The sequence below is a fragment of the Actinotalea endophytica genome, from assembly GCF_025717005.1.
In the GTDB taxonomy this organism is placed as follows: domain Bacteria; phylum Actinomycetota; class Actinomycetes; order Actinomycetales; family Cellulomonadaceae; genus Actinotalea.
In genome coordinates, this window is record NZ_JAOVZU010000005.1 from 288,406 (window position 1) to 309,860 (window position 21,455).

The following is a 21,455-nucleotide window of genomic DNA, read 5'->3' on the forward strand; positions in this document are numbered from 1 at the left end:
GCCCGAGCACCGCCCCCTCGGCGGGCCGCCGCCATGTCCGAGAACGACACCACGTTCGGCCGGAGGGTCCGACGCTCGGTCGACCCCCGGCTCCTGACCGACGACCTCGTGCTCGGGCCGGTGCACCCCGGGACCGCGGTGCTCGCACCACGCCCCGTGACAGTGCTGCGCCCGCAGGACCTCCTGCACGTGCGCTTCCGCTTCGTGAACCTCGAGTGGGGCTCGGACCACGGCACGGTCGTGCTGCAGCGGCACGACCCGCAGCACCCGGCCGGCATCGTGATGGAGCTCCCCAGCCAGCACATCGTCGAGCAGGCCTTCCTGGAGACGTCGGTCGGACCCGCCCCCAGCTCGAAGCCCGCCGGGGGTGTCGAGCCGGAGCTGGGCTCCGAACCGGTCTTCCGGCCGGTGCCGGCCGTGATCTCCGACGGGAGCCGGGTCGCGGTCTCGGTGACCGACCAGCGCGTGCCGTACTCGCTCGACGGGCTGCTCACCGCGATCAGCACGCTGCCGCTCCGGGTGGCGCCGCACGCCCAGGACCACCCGGTCCGGGTGGCCGGGCTGGGGACCGTCGGCTCGCTGAGCGACCTGAGCCGCGCGACGCTCGACCTGCAGCATGCGCTGGCCTTGCGTGCGTCGGGCAGCGGGGGCTCCCCGGTCTCGCTCGCCGCCGTGGCCCGAGGTGTCCGGGCCGTGCGGACCGTCCGTGGCCGACTCGGCGTCGCGTCCGCCGCCGACGCGCTCGTGGACCTCGACGTGGCTCGCGAGCTCGGCGTCCGGGACGACCTGATCGGCCGCCTCACCGGCGTGGTCGCCGCACTCGCCCAGCACCCGACGCCGCGAGCACCCACCGACGCAGAGACCTCGCTCGAGATCCCGTGGCGCCTGCAGCTGTCCCCGTCGACCAAGAACGCCTTCGCGCACGCCTCCCAGCCCGTCGAGCACGACGGCCGGACCGAGCTGTGGCACTCCCGGCTCGGGGTGCGCGACTCGCAGGACGGGCAGGTCGTCGTCGACGAGGACGACGACCTGGGGCGCCGCGTCCGCGCGATCTGGACGCGCGACTTCGGGCGGGTCAGCGCCTTCACGCCGCACCCGGTCCAGGCCGGCGACTTCCCGAACGCCGACGGGTCCGCCGACGAGCCGGCCCTCGGGCTGGACTTCCGCAAGTCCCTCAACGCGCGCGACCGCATGATGATCGTGCACAGCTCGTCGAACTTCGGCCTCACGCTGAACGGCCACACCTGGAGCCCGTACCCGGTCCAGGTGGACAACCTGATGCTCTCCGCGCTGGGCGGCTGGCTCGACTCCGACCTCCAGGTGCCGACCAGGCCCGACGGGCCGATCTCCCTGGAGGAGTGGCAGCACCGCGCAACTCTGGGCCGCGACCACTACGTCAAGGTGGTGTACGCGGGGACTCTCTTCCCGTTCGGGCACCGAGCGTCGCTGGTCAAGATCACCGAGCGCCGCTTCGCCGACGACGAGCCCGACGACCCGGCCTACCTGTACCAGCGGTTCTTCATCGTGGTCCGCCAGCCGACCCGGACGTACACCGACACCTCGGAGTACACCGACGCCCGGGACTACACCGGGCTCGGCAGCCGGACCGTGCGGCGTGACCTCGCCATGCCGCTCGGCAGCGTGCACCTGACCACCAGGGTCACCCCGCTCCTGGACAACCCCACGAACCTCGTCACGACCGGAGGCCTGGTGTTCTTCCCGCACGCGGCCCTCGCCCCGGTGGACTTCGGGATCCTCGCGACCGACCGCGAGGGGAACGTCGCGGAGTGGAGCGGCCCGCTGCTGTTCGTGGAGAAGGACCACAACTCCCTCGACGGGCTCCCGGAGATCGTGAAGCTCTACTGGGAGGCCTCGGACTCGCTCCGGCGCCACCCGTTGCACGGCCAGGCGATCGCGTTCGCGCGGCGCGAGACCCCGGGGCACCCGACCCTGGACACCGAGCAGCGGACCTCCGCGCTGTACTTCGACGCCGCAGTCCCGCCGGGGCCCGGCCCCGAGGGCAAGGACGACGCCCAGTACTCGCCGATGCTGCGCGAGGCCCAGGTCGTCGTCCCGGCGATGAGTGCCCTCGCGGGAGCCGAGGCTCCGGTCACGGTCCGCTACCCGGCGCACTACGCGCAGCACGGTTTCGCGCAGAACCGCGCGCTGGTCTATCTCGAGGTCGAAGGTGCTCCTGCCCTGGACTTCTCCCAGCAGGCCGATCGCTCCGGCGGCCTGGTCACCCCGAGCCTGTCGGTCACCGGGCTGTCCGGCCGGACCGGTCCGATCGGTGGGTCGGTCGACGCCGCGATCGCCGGCACCACCAGCCCGGCGGACTTCTTCGGTGCGCTCGGCGCCAAGCTCTTCGGCCTGGTCAGCCTCGCGGACCTGCTCGACGCGGTCGGTCTGCTCCCCGAGGAGTTCCCGGCGTTCCGCGGCGAGCAGACCAACACCGTGCTCGCCCTGCTCGACGACCTGCGGCGGCTCGCGGGCTACGTGCAGGACCTGCCCACCAGGTTCGGCGGCGACCCGGATCCTGCGGTGCAGGCCGCGCTCGCCGCCCTGAACGGGGCCGCCACCCTGGTCGGCGACGTGCTGACCGCACTCACCTCGTTCGACCCCACGGACACCGCACAGCTCTCGGCCGACATGACCGCGCTGGCCGGACAGCTCGGCGGGCTGCGCGACGCGGCCTCGGCCGCCACGGCTCTGCCGAGTGCCGTCCGCAACGACCTGGTGGGCGTGCTCGGTCGGCTCGCCGAGCACCTGGGCGGCGCGCAGGCCGTGACCGGCGTGCTCTCGCTCGCGACCGACCTGATCAACGGCATCGCCCTGCCGTCGCAGGTGTCCGCGAGACTCGACTGGTCGCACGACCTGCCGGCCTGGCCCGCCGCCGCCCCCGTGTTCCAGCCGGTCACCGCCGCCGGTGCGGCCATCCCGCACGCGACCCTCGACCTCGTGGTCGAGCTCAAGCCGCCGACCGGGCCGACCGCGCAGCCGACCACGATGGTGACCTGCTCGATCACGCCGTTCCGGCTGCAGCTCGCCGGCCAGAGCTGGGTGATCGCCCTGCACGTCGAGAAGATCGAGTTCCTCGTGACGCCGGGCCACAAGCCGGACGTCAACGTGGTGCTCGGCTCGCAGGCCGTCGAGTTCGGCGGGCCGCTGACGTTCGTGGACACGCTCCGGAACGTGATCCCGTTCGACGGTTTCTCCGACCCGCCCTACCTGGACGTCGACGCGAGCGGGATCAAGGCGGGCTTCGACCTCGACCTCCCACCGCTCACGGTCGGCGTGATGAGCCTCGCGAACGTCTCGCTCGGAGCCCAGATGCGGGTGCCGTTCATCGGCGACTCGCTGGACTTCAGGTTCAACTTCTGCACGCGCGAGAACCCGTTCCGACTGACGGTGTGGCTGTTCGGCGGCGGCGGCTTCTTCGCGGTCACGGTGACCCCGATGGAGGTCACGGTGCTCGAGGCGGCCTTCGAGTTCGGGGCTGCCGTGGCGTTGAACTTCGGCGTGGCGAGCGGCTCCATCGAGTGCATGGCCGGGATCTACTTCCGGATCGAGGACGACAACGGCCAGCTCACCGGGTACTTCCGGCTGCGCGGCGAGGTCGACGTGCTCGGCCTGATCTCGGCGAGCATCGAGCTGTACCTCGAGCTGAGCTACGAGACCTCGACGGGGAAGGCCGTCGGCAGGGCGACGCTCACCATCGAGGTGGAGATCTGCTTCCTGTCCTTCTCGGTGCAGATCAGCTGCGAGAAGAAGTTCAAGGGGTCCAACGCCGACCCGACGTTCGCCCAGGTCATGGGGCCGGCCACGGTCGGCTCCCCGCGGCCCTGGGACACCTACTGCGCCGCGTTCGCGGCCTGAAGGAGCAGTCATGGTTGCCGAGTCAGTGCTGTGGACGGTCCTGCCGGACGGACGCCGTGACGACCGCCTGCGCGCCACGGTCCTGGTGTCCCCTCGCCTCACCCCGGACCCCGGTCAGTCCTTCCAGTCCGTGCGCGCCTTCCCGGCGTTCACCGACTGGCCGCAGACCCTGTCCAGGCTGGCCTGGCAGGTCGAGGTGGACGGCGTCGGCATCTTCCCGGCCGAGCGCGTCGACCCGGTCGCGCCGCCCTCGTCCGACACCTGGCACCTCGTGTTCGGCGACGCGGTCGGGGTCGAGGGGCACGAGTTCGTCGACCGCTCCGAGCGGACGATGCGCAGCTTCCCCGCCGCCGAGCTCGCGCAGGACGTGCTGAGCACCTACGCCCAGGTCGCCGCGCAGCACCCCTGGGCCTTCCCGCCCGCGTCCACCGGGCCGATCGCGACGCTCGCCGACGACGTCGGCGACCTGGGCCGCCAGCTCGACGGACCGGACTCGCCGTACCGGCAGCTCGACGCCTTCTTCGTCGACGTGAGCAACGTCATCGAGGGCCGCAGGGGCCGGTACCTGGTCCGCAGCGCGGTGCCCGGGCCGCTGCGCCGCCGGCTGAACTACCTGCAGGCGTACCGGTTCTACGACCGGTTCAGCCACGGTCGCCGAGTGCGGACCTCGCCGGCGATGCTCGACGAGCACGCGGTGACACCCGCCCCGTCGGCGCCGCACTACGACTTCCACGCCTACGTCGCTGCGCTCGGGGACTACCCCACCTTGATGCGGATGCTCGGGCTCGCCGTCGACCTGGTGCTGCCGGACGACCTGCCGGACGGCCCACAGCGGATGCGCCTGGTGCTCGAAGGAGACCCCGAGCCGTGGATGACCGAGCCCCAGGCCGCGCCCTGGCTCAACTACCTCCTCGACGGGAAGTACTTCGTCCCGCGCTCGCGCAAGGGCGAGGGCGACCTCGACCGGGGTCAGCTCCGGCTCAACGTCCACGACTGGTTCGAGGTGCACCAGATCGACATCGACGGGTCGGTCCTCAAGGCCGCCCACCTCGCGGCGACGGTCGGCACCCTGAAGGACCACCTGGCGACCACCCAGCCGTCGATCTCGGACGACGAGACGACGCTGCCGGCCCTGCGATCCGCCGGGTTCACGATCGTCCGGGTGGACCGCGCCGCCCAGGTCGTCGAGCAGCTCGACCACTCGCTCGCGAACGACACCCTGACCAAGGCGGGCCAGCCCGCGGATCTCTTCGCCGAGGACGTCGTCCGCGGGTACCGGGTCGATGCCGGGTCCGACGGTCGGTTCCGGCCGCTCTACGCCAGGACCGGCACCTACCGCGTGCAGACCGCCCACGGCGACGAGCCCCTCGACATCCCGCCGGACGAGGGGTACGTCAAGGCCGCGTCGACCACCGAGGTCCCGGACGACGACTCCGAGCTCTACCTGCACGAGGCGCTGTTCTCCTGGGGCGGCTGGAGCCAGGTCGTGCAGCGCCCCGGCGGCCGGGTCAACCCCGACGAGGACCTCGAGCAACCACCCACGGACCTCGCCACCGACGCGGACCTTCCCCTCGTCACGTCGTTCGAGGCCACGCCCGGGACCCTGCCGCGGCTGCGCTACGGCACCGAGTACCGGTTCCGCGCGCGCCTGGTCGACCTCGCCGGCAACAGCATCGAGCCCGGGCTCGCCGACGACGGGCATGCCAGCGCGCCCCAGCGGTTCTACCGCTGGGAGCCGGTGTCCTCACCGGCCGTGCTGCCCCGGCTCCCCTACTCCGAGGGCGAGTCGCAGCTGCGCATGGTGATCCGCAGCACGGCCGGGATCCCGGTCGCCGACTACGTCGCCCTGCCGAGGGTCCAGGAGGCGGCCGGCTACCAGGCCACGAACGATCGCTGGCTCGCCGCCCCGAAGACGTCGCAGCAGATGGCGGAGCAGCACGGCGTGTTCGACGCCGCGATCGGGGACGGCTCGAGCCAGGCCGCCCGGGACGAGGCCTTCGCCGTCGCGTCCCGCGAGGCCGGTGCGCTCCCCGACGTCGTGCCGCAGGCCGAGCTCGAGCTGCCGTACCTGCCGGACGTGTCCAGCCGCGGTGCGAGCCTCACCACGCTGCCGGCAGGCCCGGCGCAGACCTGGCTCCAGCCGTGGCCCGTCGAGGGCGAGGGCGCCTGGTGGGACCGCCAGCCGTTCCTGCTCCGGATCCACGACGGGCCCGCGCCCGCGCCGGTCTCGCCGGGCGGGACGCCCCAGTCGCCGCAGTGGGACCCCACGGCGCGCGTCCTGAACGTCCACCTGCCGCAGGCCGAGGTGGTCCGGGTCAGCCTCAGCTCGTACCTGGACGACACCGACCTGGACATCCAGGGCGTGTGGAGCCTGGTCGAGAACGTCATGGACGCGAACGACCGCGGCCAGGCCCTCCAGGGACGGATGTGGCTGACCACCCCGCCGGTGACCCTCACCCTCGTGCACGCCGTGGAGAAGCCGCTGACCGACCCCCAGGTCGCGGTGCCGCCGGCCGGCATGGTCCGCGACGCCGGTGAGACGCTCTGCGTCCTCGACGGCGCGATCGACAACCACGCCAAGAGCACCGGACGGCTCGACGTCGACGCCGTGTGGCACGAGCAGGTCGACGACCTCGCGATGGACGCGCCCCTGGACGGCGTCGACGGACGGGGGCTGCGCAGCGCGCACGCGCACGTGGGCGACCTGAACCTCGAGCCCGACGAGAACCACTGCCGCACCGGCCGCGACGACGCTCCGGCCGGCGGTGGCCAGGGGCCGGTCCACCGTCTGCGCCACGAGCTCGGCGACACCAAGCACCGGCTGGTCGACTACACCGCGACCGCGACCACCCGGTTCCGCGAGTACTTCCCGCCCGCGATCGTCGACGGCGTCGACGGGACGGGTGCGTCGCTGGTGACCCGTGCGGGGCCCGCCGTGTCCCGGCACGTGCCGTCCTCGCGGCGCCCGGAGCCGCCGGAGGTCGCCTACGTCGTGCCGACCTTCGACTGGCGCACCGAGGAGCTGCCCCCGGCGCTGGCCCTGCCCGGGCACCGGCCGCTGCCGCGCCCGCTGAGCCGCACCCGGGTCGGCGGGCTGCGCGTCTACCTGCGCAGGCCGTGGTTCTCCTCCGGCGACGGCGAGCTGCTCGGGGTCGTGATCGCCGACCAGCCGTGGTTCACCTGGCCGCTGGACCTGGCCGCCGGGATGACCGTGCCGCTCACGGCCCGCAAGGCCGCCGACCTCGCCGCGGCCGGTGTCGTCCGTCGCGCCGCGGGGCGGCGTGGCGTGACGACCGCGGCACGCGGTCTGCCCGGCTCCGAGGAGCTGCTCGCGACGGTCGGCCTCGGCGACGTCGACGTGTCCCCCGACCTCGCCCGGGCGACCTTCGGCCGGGCCGCCGCCAACCTCGACCTGGTCGGCGACCTGGTCTGGGGCTTCCTGCACCTCGGGCCCGACCCCGACACGCTCGTGACCCGCTGGGGAGCGGACCCGATCCGCGACTCGGCACCCGTCGCCCACGGCCCGTACATCCACCAGATGCCGCTCCGCACGGCCGTCGGCACGGGGCTCGCCCTGGCCGAGACCGCGAACGACACGGTGACGGTGGTCGGCCACACGCCCCGGTTCGACCCGGACCGTGGCTTGTGGTTCTGCGACATCCAGCTGGACGCCGGCAGCTCCTACCTGCCGTTCGTCCGGCTCGGTCTGTGCCGGTACCAGCCGCACTCGATCGACGGCGCGGAGATCTCCCGGGTGCGCACCACGGACTTCATCCAGCTGGTCCCCCCGCGCACCGCGACGTTCAGCACGCAGGCCGGCTCGGTGCACGTCGAGGTCCACGGACCTGCGGGCCTGACCTGGGCGGCCGAGCGGATCACCGGTCCGCACCCCAGTGGCCCCGGCGTCCTGGAGAGCCACCGCCTCAGTGCCCGGGTGCAGGTCCTGGGCTCCGGGTCCGACCCCGATCTCGGCTGGCAGGACACCGGCGCCGAGGTGGAGCTCGTGCCGACCCAGGCCGCGAGCCTCGCCGACGTGCACTGGACCGGTGTGGTCCCGGTGCCCGACGGCCGGGCCGGGCAGCGCCGCCGGATCATGGTTCGCGAGGTCGAGCTGCAGTGGGCCGACGACGACACCGACGAACCGCTCGGCCACACCCGGTCGCGCTCGCCCTCGATGCTCCACCTGGCACCGCCCGCCGGGTTGACGACCCTGCGCGAGCGCCTGGTCTACGCCGACTCCTTCGACCTGCCGACCGTGCAACGGAGCATCGGCCTCACCCGACGGATCGGGTGAGCATCGCTCCGGCGCGCTCCCGGACCGCGCGCTCGGCGGGCGGCACGGGAGCTCCGATCACGGCCCGAACCCGCTCGGCCTCGACCAGACGCGACGCCGCGACGGCGACGTCGCCCCGGAGCGCCGCCAGCAGGCCGAGCTCCTCGAGCGCGCTCGCCTCGCGCCACCGGTCCCCCAGGCGCCGGTGCTCGGCGAGAGCCACCTCCTGCAGCCGGGCCGAGCGATCCAGGTCGCCGCGCTCCCGGGCCACGACACCACGCTGGTTCAGCGTCCAGGCCATGCCCTCCGGGAACAGGTGCTGCTCGCTCAGCTCGTAGCCGCGGGCCAGCAGGGCGTCGGCCTCCTCGAGACGCCCGCTGAGCCGCGCGATCACGCCCGTGTTGATCGCCGACCAGATCGCCGGCTCACCGGGCGGGATGCGATCCACCAGAGCCACGGCCTGCGCGGCGAACCGCGCCGCCAGAGCCAGGTCGCCGGACAGCCATGCGGCCAGCGACAGGCCGGTGAGCTGCCCGCACTCGGCCCGGACGTCGTCCGCCGCACGGGCGAGGTGGAGCGCGTCCTCGTGGCGCCGTCGCGCGTCCTGGTAGCGACCCCGCTCGCGGGCGATGCTGCCGAGCCGGCCGAGCGCCCAGCACTGACCGGCGGTGTCGCCCAGGTCGCGCGACAGGGCCAGGCACTCCTCGACCTGGTCGGTCGCGACGGCGTAGTCGCACTGCAGGAAGGCCAGCGTGCCCGACGCCTGCAACGCGCGAGCCCGCAGGGCCGCGCGCACGGCGCCGGAGGACGCAGCCTGCGGCGCGGCCGCGAGGGCAAGCGCCGTCCAGGCGCGCCCCTGCGCATACCGGCCGCGCAGGTAGCACCACTCCCACGCGCCCCCCACGATGCGCAGCGCGAGGTCGGGGTCGTGCCCGACCGCCCAGTGCACGGCACGGTCGAGGTCCTCGACGTGGTCGTCGAGGACCTCGAACGGGCCCCGCCGGGGTCGGCGCGCCCCCCGCACGGGTCGTCGCCGGCGCCGGCGCCGAGCCGCTCGACGAGGTCGGCCACCCACGCCGCGTGCCTCGCGTGGACGGCGTCCGCGTCGTCCCGCTCGGCCAGGTGGCGGGCCGCGACGTCACGCACGAGTCGCAGCATCCGGAAGCGGGCCGTGCCGTGGGCGTCGGCCGCCCGCACCACCAGAGAGGTGGCGAGCAGAGCGGACAGGTTGTCCAGCGTCTCGGCCGGGTCGCGCGCCGAGACGGCCTCGACGTCGTGGGGGCCGAAGGAGCCGGCGAGCACCGAGAGCGTCGCGAACATCTCCCGCTGAGCAGGTCGTAGCGCCCGGTCGCTCCAGCCCACCACCGCCCCGAGGAGGTCGTCGCCGACCTCGTGGCCCGGCGCGCCGGGCCCGTCCGAGGTCTCGGCGAGGCTCTGCTCCACCGCGTCGGCCAGCTCGGTCAGACCCAGGACGTCCGAGCGCGCCGCGACGAGCTCGACCGCGAGCGGGAGGCCGTCCACGCGACGACAGATCCGCTCGACCGCGCGGACGTCCGCAGTGCTCAGCGGGAGGTCCGCCGGCCGGGTCGCCGCGCGCAGGAACAGCGCGCTCGCCGGGGCGGCGACGAGCCCCGCGACGTCGTGCTCGCCGTCCGGCAGGGCGAGCGGCGGGAGCGGGAACGACATCTCCCCGTGCTGCTGCAGCCGAACCCGCGACGTGACCAGCACCTGGACGCCGGGCGCCCAGTCACCCAGGGCACGGACCAGCTCCCGCGAGCGGTCCAGCAGGCGCTCCGCGCCATCGAGCAGCAGCAGCGCGTCCCGGTCGGCGAGCCGGCGCACGATCGCGTCGAGCGTGGTCGCCCCGGGCGCGCCCACCGTGTCACCCACCGTGGTGAACCACGCACCGGCTCGCCGGACCGCGCCCACAGGTACCCAGATCACCCCGTCGGCGTGCCGGCCCGCGAGCTCCTGCGCGACGGCGACGGCGAGACGCGTCTTGCCCACACCGCCGGGTCCGGTCACCGTGACGACGCCGACGCCCTGCGTCAGCAGGCCGCCGACGGTCCGCAGCGCGGCGTCGCGGCCGAGGAGCGGGCCCGGCCAGCTGGGCAGCGGCTGCACGCCGTGCCCTACGGAAGCGGCGCGCAGCAAGGTGTGGCGGTCCAGGTCCTCGAGCGACATCGCGTCCGCGAGCTGTCGGAGCGTCGATACCCGCGGCGAGCGGCGACCGCGCTCGAGCAGCGAGACCGCCTCGACGCTGAGCCCCGCCAGCTTCGCCAGGTCCACCTGGGTGAGGCCGCGCGCACGACGCACCAGACGAAGCTCGTCCCCGAAGACGGTCATGCCGACTCCCGTGGTTCTCGGAGGTCGTGCGCGGCCCTTCCACTGTAGCCAGGGCCCGGATCGTCGCCAGGTGCGCGAACGGCCCGGCCGAGGTGGCCGGGCCGTCGAGTCGACATCATCGCCCCCGCCCGCTCCCCCGTTTGCCCTTCTCGGGGAGCCTGAACCACGACCGGCCTGTTGGTCGCCGTCAGGGACGAGCCACCCGCCCGGGTCCGGTGCCCATGCCTTCAGGCCCGCGACTCGAACGGGACGCAGCGCCTGGGCGGGATGTCGTGACCGCTCGGCAGCGTCCTGCGCATGTGAACGGTAGCGCGTCGCGCCATCCCGTTCACAGTGAATATCGGCAACAACTCGGCGAACTTGAGCATTCCCGCCGGCGAACGGCACGCGACGCACGGACCTGCGGCACAGTGGGTGACATGCCCGAGTTCCGGCCGAGCGCCGCCCCCCGCACACCACCGACCGCACCGGTCCTCAAGGTCGCCGTCGTCGGCACGGGCGGCTGGGGCGAGCAGCACGCCCGCGTGTTCACCGACCGGACCGACACCGAGCTGGTCGGTGTGGTCGGCCGCGACCCCGACCGGACGGCCGCCCGGGCCGCGGCCTACCGCACGACGCCGTTCACCGACGTCGACGCCATGCTCGAGGCGACCTCGCCCGACCTGGTCACGGTGTGCCTGCCGAACGAGGCCCACTTCGCCCCCACGTTGCACCTCGTCGAGCGGGGCGTGCCACTGCTCGTCGAGAAGCCGCTCGTGTTCGACCTGGCCGAGGCCGACGCGCTGGTCTCCGCCGCCGGCCGGCGCGGCCTCTTCTTCGCGATCGACCTCAACCACCGCTACGCGGAGCCGGTGCGGCGGCTCAAGGAGGCGATCGACGCGGGCCGGCTCGGCGACCTCGTGTTCGCGACCTGGCGGTTCGGCGGCGAACCCAACCTCGGCGGGTCCCGCCACGCGAACCTCATCGAGACGCAGGTGCACGGCCTCGACATGCTCGAGCACCTGTGCGGGCCGATCGCCTCGGTCATGTCCCAGCCGTACGACCGCTCCCACCCCGGCACCGTCACGACCCTCGCAGTTGCCCTGGAGTTCGCCTCCGGGGCCGTCGGGACGCTGCTCGGCACCTACGACTCGTCGTACGCCTACCCGGGCACCCACCTGCTCGAGGTGAACGGCACGCAGGGTCGCGGGCTCGTCGAGGACACCGTCCGCCGGCTGACGCTCTCCCGCGCCGGTGACGACGTGGCCGAGGTCTGGCAGGCCGGGTACTTCGACGACGAGGCGCGCAACTTCCACGGCACGTTCGACCGTTACGTCGACGACCTGCTGCGCGCGCTGCGCGCCGGAGGACCGCCTCCGGTGCCCGCGTCGGCGGGGCGCCGCGCGCTGCAGGTCGCGCACGCCATCATCCGCTCGGGCGACGAGGGGATCCGCGTCGAGGTCTGAGGCCCCGCACGGCGGCGGGTGTGCACCGGCGGCGGGTCGTCGGCGCCTCGCGCAGCGGGCGCTACCGCGCGCCGGCCCCCGCGGTGACCGGCGCTCCGAGGGCCGCGCTGCTACGCCCGGCGAGTCGTGCACAGACCGCGACCGCGTCCTCGAGCACTCCGAGGAGCGCATCCGCGCCGCCCGCTGCCAGCGCCCCGACGGCGTGATCCACCGCGGTCCGCGCCAGGTCACGGCTGCCGAACCGGGTCACGGTCAGCTCCGCGGTGAACTGCTCGGCCCACGCGGCAGCATCGGGGATGCGAGCCAGTGTCGCGGCTGTCGACGGCCGCAGTGCGCCCGGTGACCGTCCGTCCCTGCTCGCCAGGGCCCGGTCCAACGTCAGCAGACCGGCAGCGAGCGCACGGGTCAGGTCCTCGTCCGCGGCCTCCGGGGCCGCACGGCGCACGGCGACGAGCGCGATCTCCAGGTCCCAGCGCGGGTCGGTCGAGGTGAGCCCGATGACGTCCGGGATCAACGGCACGAGGCGTTGACGCTGCAGGTCGCCGACCCGGTCGTTGACCGAGCGCGCCAGGTGTGCGAGCAGCGGGTGGGTGCACGAGGGGTGGTCGCTCCAGCGCTCCCCTGCGAGCAGGCTGGCCCACTCCATGAAGCAGCCGCCGTCCGTCCTGCGACGATGCGCCCCGGGCGCCAGCACCGGCAGCGAGTCGGGCACGGTTGTGGTCATGCCGACCTCCTCGGGTGAGGCCGTCAGTGTGCGCCCGCTGCGGGAGGTCGGCAACAGGAGCACAGCGCCGAGGCCGCCGCGACCGCAACCGTCAGGCGAGCCGCATCACGACCGGTGTCGCGGCCTCGAGGGTGCCGGAGACCGTGCAGGACCGGTCGTGGGTCACGGTGACGGCACGCGGCAGCACGGCACGCGCACGGTCGGCACCCGCCCCCTCGCCGAACGCGACGTCGAAGGTGACCACGACGTCCTCGAGGCGGTTGCCGCCCTCGGTGTGCTTCTCGGCGTCGACCCGCACCGTGAACCGCTCGGGCTCGGCGTGCCGGCTCGTGGCGTGGTCGACGTCCACCGCCGCGCAACCGGCGAGCGCGGCGAGCAGCATCTCGATCGGGGTGAAGCCCTCGGCGCCGAACGTCACCTCCGCACCCTTCGCGTTGCGGGCCGTGTAGACGCCCTGGCTGTCGCGGGTCACGCTCAGGCTGCGGTGGGACATGGGCGGCATCGTGACACGACCGCCCCGCTGCGCGTCGGGCGCGCCCGGACGGCGGTCACCCGATGATCGGCTGTCCCTCGGGCCTGCGCACCGCTCGGGCCCGCTCACGCAGCGCCAGCGCGGCCCCGAGCGTGATCGGCCCGAGCCGGCCGGCGAACATCAGGCCGATGAGGACCACCTGGTGCCACGGCGCGAGCTGGGCGGTGATGCCGGCCGACAGGCCGACCGTGGCCGAGGCCGAGACCACCTCGGCCAGGATGTCGCTGAGCCCGAAGTCGGAGGTGAGGTCGATCGCGATGGTCGGCACGATCACCGCCGCGACACCGACCAGGGCGACGGCTGCCGCCTGGCGTTGCGCGGCGGCCGAGATCCGACGGTCGAAGAACGTCACGTCCGGGTCGCCGCGCAGCTCGGACCAGATCACGACGGCCAGGACGGCGAACGTGGTCATCTTGATCCCACCCGCGGTGGACGCGCTCCCGCCGCCGATGAACATCAGCACGTCGGTGCCCAGCCAGGTGCCCTCCCGCAGCGCGGCGGGGTCGAGCACGCTGAACCCCGCCGTCCGGGGCATCACGCCCTGGACGAACGACGCGAGCACCCGCCCGGGCACGCTGAGGCCGCCGAGCGTCGCCGGGTTGGACCACTCGGCGGTCAGCATGAACACCGTGCCGAGCGGCACCAGGATCGCGGTCATCAGGACGGTGATCTTGGTGTGCAGGCTCCAGCGGCTCGGTCGGTGGTGCCGACGGAGCAGCTCGACGACCACCGGGAAGCCGAGGCCGCCGATCAGCACGGCGAGCGCGATCGGGATCCCGATCCACGGATCCGTCGCGTACCCCTCCAGGCTGTCCGGGAAGAGCGCGAAGCCTGCGTTGTTGAAGGCCGACACCGCGTGGAAGACGCCGAGCCACACGGCCCTGCCGAAGGGTTCGTGATAGCCCCACACCCAACGGACCGCGAGCAGGACGGCCGTGGCGGCCTCCACCGCGAGGGTGATCCGGCCGACCCGCACGAGCGTGCTGCGCACGTCGCCGAGGCCGACCGTCCGGGTGGAGGCGGCTGCCATCAGTCGGGTGTGCAGCCCGAGCCGCCGCGAGACGAGCAGCCCCACCAGCGACGCGAACGTCATGATGCCGAAGCCGCCGAGCTGGATGAGCAGCAGGATCACGAGCTGGCCGAAGCCGGTCCACGCCGTCCCGGTGTCGACCGTGGTCAGCCCGGTCACGCAGACCGCCGAGGTCGCGGTGAACAGCGCCGTGCGCAGACCTGCGTGACCCGAGAGGGGCAGGACGAGGAGCACGGTCCCGAGGACCACGGCGCCGGCGAACCCCAGGACGATGCCGAGCAGCGGACGCTGGTGCATCGCGGCGCGCCAGGCGGCGCCGAGCCGGAGGCCGCCGGACGGCCGCTGGACAGGTCCCCCAGGCAAGCCCGGCCGCGCCTGGGGGGCACGCTGACGGGACCACGGCGGCACGGGCACTCCTCACGGACAGGGGCGGGCAGGTCCCATCGTGGCGCACGGCGCGCCTCACAGCCGACCCTCAGCGGAGGGACACGGTCCCCGAAAGCTCGGGCGGGACGCTCCTGGACATGTCGAAGCGCTCCCGCACACGTCGCACGGCGGCGATCGTCGCCACCACCCTCGTCCTCAGTCTCGGCAGCGCCGCTGCCTGGGCCCTGGACCGGTTCGTCATCGAGCACGTCGAGATCACCGACGTCGCGGCGTACGAGGCGAGCGCCTCGGCGTCCAGCTCGGCGAGCGCGACCACGGCGGACTCGACCGCCGACGCGAGCACGAGCGAGGCCGTGCTCACCGACACGAGCTACACCTCCGACGACGCGTCGATCACGATCTCGACCGTCGTCACCGGCAGCGGCAGCTCGCAGGTCACGTACTACGTCGCCGACGTCGTGCTGTCCGACGCGACCGCGCTCCGGTCGGCCTTCGCGCAGAACGAGTTCGGCGAGAACATCACCGAGGACACCTCGGACATCGCCGCCGACGTCGGCGCCGTGTTCGCGATCAACGGCGACTACTACGGGTTCCGCAGCACCGGGATCGAGATCCGCAACGGCGTGGTCTACCGCGACGAGCCGGCCCGCGAGGGGCTGGCCTTCTACACCGACGGTCACGTCGAGGTGTACGACGAGACGACCACGAGCGCCGACGAGCTGCTCGCCGCCGGGGTCTGGAACACGTTGTCCTTCGGACCGGCCCTCGTGGTCGACGGCCAGGTGGTGGACGGCATCGACTCGGTCGAGGTCGACACGAACTTCGGCAACCACTCCATCCAGGGCGACCAGCCGCGCACCGCGGTCGGTGTGATCGACGACAACCACCTGGTGTTCGTCGTGGTCGACGGCCGGAGCCCCGGCTACTCGGCGGGCGTCGACATGAACGAGCTCGCCCAGATCATGATCGACCTCGGCGCGACCACCGCGTACAACCTCGACGGCGGCGGCTCGTCGACCATGTACTTCAACGGCGAGGTCATCAACCAGCCCAGCAACGGCGGCGAGCGCGGCGTCTCCGACATCCTCTACGTCGCGGGGTGAGCACCGTGATCGTCGTCATCCCCGCCTACCAGCCCGACCAGCGACTCGTCGACCTGGTCCGCACGCTGCACCGGACCAGCCCGAGCACCGAGGTGCTCGTGGTGGACGACGGCAGCGGGCCCGCCTACCGCCGGGTGTTCGACGGCGTCCGGGAGACCGGCGCCACGGTCCTGACGCACGACGTCAACCGCGGCAAGGGCCGTGCACTGAAGACCGCGTTCGGCTACGTGGCCCGCCGGCATCCCGGGCACGACGTGGTGTGCGCCGACTCCGACGGCCAGCACAGCGCGGTGGACGTGCTGCGGGTCGCCGCGGCCGTGGGCCGCGACCGGACGATGGTGCTCGGCGCACGGCGGTTCAGCGGCGACGTTCCGCTGCGCAGCCGGGTCGGCAACACGGGCGTGCGCGCACTGGTCCGGCTCGTCACGGGCCTCGACCTGCACGACACCCAGACCGGGCTGCGTGGCTACCCAGCCGACCTGCTCGAGTGGCTGGGCACCGTGCCGGGCGAGCGCTTCGAGTACGAGATGCGCGTGCTGCTCGAGGCCGGACCGGCGGGGTACGACGTGCACGAGATCGAGATCGCGACGATCTACCTGGACCACAACGCGTCCTCGCACTTCCGGCCGGTCGTGGACTCGGTCCGGGTGCTGGTGCCGGTGCTCTGGTTCGCGATGGCGTCCCTGGTGGGCTTCGTCATCGACACCGCGGTGCTGCTCGTGCTCGTCCCGCTGAGCGGGTCGCTCGCGGTCGGCGTGGTCGGCGCACGGCTGCTGAGCGGAACCGCCAACCTGATGCTCAACCGGCACGTCACGTTCCGCTCCGGGCGGCACGCGCCGTTGCGCGGCGTCGTGCGCCGCTACGTGACGCTCGCGGTGCTCCTGCTGGCCGGCTCGTACCTGGGCCTGGCAGCGCTCACCGCGCTCGGCCTGCCGCTGCTGGCGGCGAAGGTGATCACCGACCTGAGCCTGCTCACGGTCAGCTACCAGGTGCAGCGCGCGCTGGTCTTCCGACACCGGCACGCCGCCGAGGTCGCGGCGAGCGCGGTCGAGGTGAACGGCTGAGGCTCAGCCCTGCTCGCCCGCACGCACCGGCACCGGGCACGCGTCGGCGGCCGCGAGGCGCCGCACCAGGGCCCAGCCGAGCAGCGCGACGGCGCCGACGGCGAGCCACGGCTGCACGGGCGCGAACCACTGGATGGCGCCGGTGTACCCGAGCGCCAGCAGTGCGAGCTTGTTGCACACCGGGCAGCCGACCGCCAGGAAGGTGAGGAACCCGCCGAGCGCGCCTGCCTTGCCCTCGGTGCTCTCCTCGGGCCGGTCGTCCTTGCGGCGCACGTAGGTCGCGAAGAGCATGCCGGAGAGCACCGCCGTCACCAGCAGGGCGGGCCACGCCCACGCCGTGGTCGGGATCTCGCGACCGAAGATCGGGTTCCCGATCATGGCCGTCGGGATCGCGACCACGAGTACCGTGACGAGGGAAGCGACCGCGGCGGTCAGGTACTGGCGCGCTTCCCAGGCCCGCAGCCCGGTCGCAGCGGCACCCAGGCGGGTGGAGGCACGGGACCGGAGACCCAGGGGAGGTGGCGTCATACCCCCTACGGTATATCAGACCCCTTCCGGGGCGCCCGGGCCGGCGAGGCCCACCCACCCGAAGACGGGCACACGGCCCGTACGGGCGTGCGCGCACCCACCTTCACGGAATGAGGTTCCTGAACCATGAAGATCGTTGTCGTCGGCGGCGTCGCGGCCGGGATGTCACTCGCGGCGCGTGCTCGCCGTCTCGACGAGTTCGCCGAGATCGTCGTCTTCGAGCGCGGCCACCACGTCTCGTTCGCGAACTGCGGCCTGCCGTATCACATCGGCGAGACCATCAAGGAACGCGACCGGCTGCTGCTGCAGACCCCCGCGAGCCTGCACGACTCGCTCGCCATCGACGTGCGCAACGGCGTCGAGGTCCTCTCGATCGACCCCGCGGCCAAGTCCGTCCGGGTCCGGGTGGTCGACTCCGGCGAGGAGTACGACGAGAGCTACGACGCCCTCGGCCTGACCCCCGGCGCGGTCCCCTTCAAGCCGACCATGCCCGGCATCGACCTGGACTCGGTGCACGTGCTCCGCCGGATCGGCGACATGGACGTGATCAAGCGCGCCGTGGACGGCGACGGCGACAAGAAGCGCAGTGGTGGCGTCCAGCACGCCGTCGTGATCGGCGCGGGCTACATCGGCCTCGAGATGGCCGAGAACCTGCACGAGCGGGGCGTCAAGGTCGAGGTCGTCGAGATGGCCGACCAGATCATGCCGCCGCTCGACCACGAGATGACCCGCGCCATGGAGAAGTACATCCAGGCGCACGGCGTCACGCTCCACCTGGGCACGGCGGCCGCGGCGTTCACGAAGAAGGCGAACGGCCGCACCCAGGTCGAGCTGAAGAACAACACCTTCATCGAGACCGACATGGTGATCATGGCGGCCGGGGTGCGCCCCAGCGTCGAGCTCGCCGAGGCCGCGGGCCTCGAGCTCGGCCCGCGCGGTGGCATCGCCGTCGACGAGCACATGCGCACGTCCGACCCGAGCATCTGGGCCGCCGGGGACGCCGTCGAGGTCAAGCACACCGTGCTGCCCGACTCGTGGCTCATCCCGCTGGCCGGGCCCGCGAACCGCCAGGGGCGGGTCGCCGCCGAGAACATCTGCGGTCGGACCACCACCTTCGACTCGGTGCAGGGCACGTCGGTCGTGAAGGTGTTCGAGATGGTCGCCGGCGGCACCGGCGCCTCGGAGAAGCAGCTCAAGCGAGCCGGGACCGAGTACCTCACCGTCTCGACCCACCCGCACGGCCACGCCGGCTACTACCCGGGCACCGCGATGATGCACGTCAAGGTGCTCTTCGCGCCGGCCGACGGCCGGATCCTCGGCGCCCAGATCGCCGGGTTCGACGGTGTCGACAAGCGCCTCGACGTGTTCGCCACCGCGATCCGCGCCGGCATGACCGTGCACGACCTCGAGGGCCTCGAGCTGGCCTACGCGCCGCCGTTCGGCTCGGCCAAGGACCCGGTCAACATGGCCGGCTTCGTGGCCTCCAACGTGATCTCGGGCGACCTCAAGCTCTGGTACGCCGAGGACTACCCGGAGGCCACCGAGGGCGCCCGGATCATCGACGTGCGCGGCCCGGACGAGTTCGGCATCTGGCACATCCCCGGTGCCGAGAACGTGCCGCTGAAGACGATCCGCGACGCGCAGGACGGCTGGGACAAGGACACGCCGATCCGGCTGTACTGCGCGGTCGGATTCCGGTCCTACCTCGCCTACCGGGCACTGGTCCAGCGCGGGTTCACCGACGTCAGGACGCTGTCCGGCGGCTCGACCACCTTCCGTGCGTTCCACGACGTGGACCCGACCGCGGTCGAGTCCACCACGCCGATGATCTCCTACGCCGAGGAGACCGGCACGGCCCTTCCGGCCGCGACCGGGAACGTCGTCGACCTGGACTGCACCGGCCTGGCCTGCCCCGGCCCGATCATGCGGCTCACCCAGACGATGCTCACCCTCGTCCCCGGCGACGAGGTCGTGGCACACGTCTCCGACCCGGGCTTCGGCCTGGACGCGCCGGCCTGGGCCCAGCGCAACGGTCACGAGCTCGTCGACATGACCCCCGAAGGTGCCGGCTTCCAGGCACGGTTCCGCAAGGGCGGCGTCCAGCTGTCCGGCGCGGCGGCCCGGATCAAGGACAAGAAGTCGTTCGTGGTGTTCTCCGGCGAGCTCGACAAGCTCATCGCGGCGTTCATCATCGCGAACGGTGCGGTCGCGATGGGCGACGAGGTCTCGATGTTCTTCACGTTCTGGGGCCTCAACGCGCTCAAGCGTGACGACGCCCCGAAGACCGAGAAGTCGGCCCTCGAGCGCGCCTTCGGCGTGATGATGCCGTCCGGCCCCGACGCCATGCCCCTGTCGACGATGAACATGCTCGGCGGTGGCCCGGCCCTGATCAAGAAGGTCATGCGGGACCACAACGTGCCGTCGCTCACCGAGCTGATCGGAGCCGCGCAGCGGTCCGGCGTCCGGATGGTCGCCTGCACGATGACGATGGACCTGCTCGGCATCCGCGAGGAGGACCTCATCGACGGCGTCGAGTTCGGCGGCGTCGCGACGTTCCTCGGCGAGGCGAACGAGTCGAACGGCCGCTTCTTCATCTGAGCAGCACCTGACCAGCAACGCGAGGGGCCCCGGGCGATCCGCCCGGGGCCCCTCGTCGTACCGGCACGCGGCCGGCGGGAGGCTCAGCTGCCGAAGCGGTGCACCAGCAGCGAGTTGGTGGTGCCGGGCACCCCGACCGGGGCACCGAACACGATGATCACGAGGTCGCCGGCCTCGGCCAGACCGTGCTTGCGCAAGGTCGCGTCCACCTGGACGACCATCGCGTCGGTGTGCGCGACGGTGTCGACCTGGTAGGTCTGCACACCCCAGGTCAGGGCGAGCCGGCTGCGAACGTCCCCATCCGGGGTCAGCGCGAGCATCGGGATCTGCGAGCGCAGCCGCGAGACCCGGCGTGCGGTGTCACCCGACTGCGTGAACGTGACCAGGTACTTCACGCCGAGCGTCTCGCCGACGTCCGCCGCCGCGTGGGTGATCGCACCCGAGCGGGTCTTCGGGCTCCAGCCCAGCGGCGCGATCCGGTCGAAGCCGTGCGTCTCGGTGTTCTCGATGATCCGGGCCATCGTGCGGACGGCCTCGATCGGGAACTCACCGACGCTCGTCTCGCCGGACAGCATCACGGCGTCCGCGCCGTCCAGGACCGCGTTCGCGCAGTCCGAGGCCTCGGCCCGGGTCGGGCGCGGCGCCGAGATCATCGACTCGAGCACCTGGGTGGCCACGATGACCGGCTTGGCCGAACGGCGGGCGAGCTCGATCGCGCGCTTCTGCACCAGCGGGACCTGCTCGAGCGGAAGCTCGACGCCCAGGTCGCCGCGGGCGACCATGATGCCGTCGAAGGCGTCCACGATCTCGGCGAGGTTGTCGACGGCCTGCGGCTTCTCGATCTTCGCCAGGACCGGGACCTTGCGCTTCTCCTCGGCCATGATCAGGGCGACGTCGTCGTAGTCGGAGGCCGACCGGACGAACGACAGTGCGATGAAGTCCGCGCCCTGCGCGAGGCCCCAGCGCAGGTCCTCCTTGTCCTTCTCCGACAGCGCGGGCACGCTCACCGCGACGCCGGGCAGGTTCAGGCCCTTGTTGTTCGAGACCGGACCGGGGATCTCGACCTTCGTGACCACCCGCGGTCCCTCGACCGCGGTGATCCGCACGGCCACCCGGCCGTCGTCGATGAGGATCCGGTCGCCGACCCGGGCGTCACCGGGCAGGCCCTTGTACGTGGTGGAGACGAGCTCCTTGGTGCCGGGCACGTCCTCGGTCGTGATGGTGAACACGTCACCGACGGCAAGCTCGTGCTTGCCCTCCTCGAACCGGCCGAGCCGGATCTTCGGGCCCTGCAGGTCGACCAGGATGGCGACCGCACGTCCCGCGGCCTTGGCCGCGTCCCGGACGCGCTTGATGACGGCGGCGTGCTCCTCCGGCTCGCCGTGGCTCCGGTTGATCCGTGCCACGTCCATGCCCGCGTCAACCAGGGCCTGGACCATCTCGGGGGACTCCGTCGCGGGTCCCAGGGTGCAAACGATCTTCGCTCTACGCATGTCCCCAGCCTAGTTCTTCAGTCGTGGGACCTTTCGTCACCGACCGGCCCCGCACG

At 72.8% G+C, this 21,455-nt stretch carries 12 protein-coding genes and 1 pseudogene; 6 read left to right on the forward strand and 7 right to left on the reverse strand.

The genetic code is table 11. The features are described 5' to 3' along the window. The first annotated feature begins 33 nt into the window (after positions 1-33). Positions 34-3,876, forward strand: a complete 3,843-nt coding sequence (locus OEB99_RS10680) for a hypothetical protein (RefSeq protein ID WP_263510035.1) — start codon at positions 34-36, stop codon at positions 3,874-3,876. A 10-nt stretch (positions 3,877-3,886) separates the two neighbouring features. Continuing rightward, complete coding sequence (locus tag OEB99_RS10685; protein ID WP_263510036.1) at positions 3,887-8,170, forward strand: hypothetical protein; 4,284 nt, start codon at positions 3,887-3,889, stop codon at positions 8,168-8,170. Here the strand turns inward: OEB99_RS10685 and OEB99_RS10690 are convergent. Continuing rightward, positions 8,151-9,173, reverse strand: a complete 1,023-nt coding sequence (locus OEB99_RS10690; RefSeq protein ID WP_263510037.1) for a tetratricopeptide repeat protein — start codon at positions 9,171-9,173, stop codon at positions 8,151-8,153. The genes OEB99_RS10685 and OEB99_RS10690 overlap by 20 nt on opposite strands. A 104-nt stretch (positions 9,174-9,277) precedes the next feature. After that, a pseudogene (locus OEB99_RS19815) lies at positions 9,278-10,495 on the reverse strand (ATP-binding protein); the annotation flags it as partial. A gap of 419 nt (positions 10,496-10,914) precedes the next feature. On the opposite strand from OEB99_RS19815, the gene OEB99_RS10700 reads away from it, so the two are divergent. Continuing rightward, the gene (locus OEB99_RS10700) at positions 10,915-11,940 is read left to right on the forward strand and encodes a Gfo/Idh/MocA family protein (RefSeq protein ID WP_263510039.1); all 1,026 of its coding nucleotides are present in this window, start codon (positions 10,915-10,917) and stop codon (positions 11,938-11,940) included. Between the two features lie 61 nt (positions 11,941-12,001). Here the strand turns inward: OEB99_RS10700 and OEB99_RS10705 are convergent, their stop codons facing one another. The 3 genes from OEB99_RS10705 to OEB99_RS10715 form a co-directional block, all read right to left on the reverse strand. Next, positions 12,002-12,664: a hypothetical protein gene (locus OEB99_RS10705; RefSeq protein ID WP_263510040.1), complete on the reverse strand. Its 663-nt coding sequence runs from the start codon at positions 12,662-12,664 to the stop codon at positions 12,002-12,004. Between the two features lie 91 nt (positions 12,665-12,755). After that, positions 12,756-13,157, reverse strand: a complete 402-nt coding sequence (locus tag OEB99_RS10710; protein WP_263510041.1) for an OsmC family protein — start codon at positions 13,155-13,157, stop codon at positions 12,756-12,758. Positions 13,158-13,212: 55 nt separating this feature from the next. Beyond that, on the reverse strand, positions 13,213-14,523 hold the full coding sequence (locus tag OEB99_RS10715) for a TrkH family potassium uptake protein (RefSeq protein ID WP_263510042.1): 1,311 nt from the start codon (positions 14,521-14,523) through the stop codon (positions 13,213-13,215). Positions 14,524-14,750: 227 nt separating this feature from the next. Here OEB99_RS10715 and OEB99_RS10720 point away from each other — a divergent pair, with 227 nt between their 5' ends. Then, a complete protein-coding gene (locus OEB99_RS10720) occupies positions 14,751-15,716 on the forward strand; it encodes a phosphodiester glycosidase family protein (RefSeq protein WP_263510043.1) in 966 nt (321 codons plus the stop codon). Then, a complete protein-coding gene (locus tag OEB99_RS10725; protein ID WP_263510044.1) occupies positions 15,713-16,780 on the forward strand; it encodes a bifunctional glycosyltransferase family 2/GtrA family protein in 1,068 nt (355 codons plus the stop codon). Before OEB99_RS10720 ends, OEB99_RS10725 begins: the two co-directional genes overlap by 4 nt. A gap of 3 nt (positions 16,781-16,783) precedes the next feature. Here OEB99_RS10725 and OEB99_RS10730 read toward each other — a convergent pair whose 3' ends face one another. Further along, on the reverse strand, positions 16,784-17,308 hold the full coding sequence (locus OEB99_RS10730; RefSeq protein ID WP_263510045.1) for a hypothetical protein: 525 nt from the start codon (positions 17,306-17,308) through the stop codon (positions 16,784-16,786). Positions 17,309-17,434: 126 nt separating this feature from the next. On the opposite strand from OEB99_RS10730, the gene OEB99_RS10735 reads away from it, so the two are divergent. Continuing rightward, complete coding sequence (locus tag OEB99_RS10735; RefSeq protein ID WP_263510046.1) at positions 17,435-19,906, forward strand: FAD-dependent oxidoreductase; 2,472 nt, start codon at positions 17,435-17,437, stop codon at positions 19,904-19,906. An 83-nt stretch (positions 19,907-19,989) separates the two neighbouring features. Here the strand turns inward: OEB99_RS10735 and pyk are convergent, their stop codons facing one another. Continuing rightward, on the reverse strand, positions 19,990-21,399 hold the full coding sequence (gene pyk, locus OEB99_RS10740; protein ID WP_263510047.1) for a pyruvate kinase: 1,410 nt from the start codon (positions 21,397-21,399) through the stop codon (positions 19,990-19,992). Between the last annotated feature and the right edge of the window lie 56 nt (positions 21,400-21,455).

Coding starts and splice junctions, on each gene's coding strand:
- OEB99_RS10680 (WP_263510035.1), top strand. CDS start 34: ATGTCCGAGAACGACACCACGTTCGGCCGGAGGGTCCGACGCTCGGTC.
- OEB99_RS10720 (WP_263510043.1), top strand. CDS start 14,751: ATGTCGAAGCGCTCCCGCACACGTCGCACGGCGGCGATCGTCGCCACC.
- OEB99_RS10700 (WP_263510039.1), top strand. CDS start 10,915: ATGCCCGAGTTCCGGCCGAGCGCCGCCCCCCGCACACCACCGACCGCA.
- OEB99_RS10710 (WP_263510041.1), bottom strand. CDS start 13,157: ATGTCCCACCGCAGCCTGAGCGTGACCCGCGACAGCCAGGGCGTCTAC.
- OEB99_RS10715 (WP_263510042.1), bottom strand. CDS start 14,523: ATGCACCAGCGTCCGCTGCTCGGCATCGTCCTGGGGTTCGCCGGCGCC.
- OEB99_RS10735 (WP_263510046.1), top strand. CDS start 17,435: ATGAAGATCGTTGTCGTCGGCGGCGTCGCGGCCGGGATGTCACTCGCG.
- OEB99_RS10705 (WP_263510040.1), bottom strand. CDS start 12,664: ATGACCACAACCGTGCCCGACTCGCTGCCGGTGCTGGCGCCCGGGGCG.
- OEB99_RS10685 (WP_263510036.1), top strand. CDS start 3,887: ATGGTTGCCGAGTCAGTGCTGTGGACGGTCCTGCCGGACGGACGCCGT.
- pyk (WP_263510047.1), bottom strand. CDS start 21,399: ATGCGTAGAGCGAAGATCGTTTGCACCCTGGGACCCGCGACGGAGTCC.
- OEB99_RS10730 (WP_263510045.1), bottom strand. CDS start 17,308: ATGACGCCACCTCCCCTGGGTCTCCGGTCCCGTGCCTCCACCCGCCTG.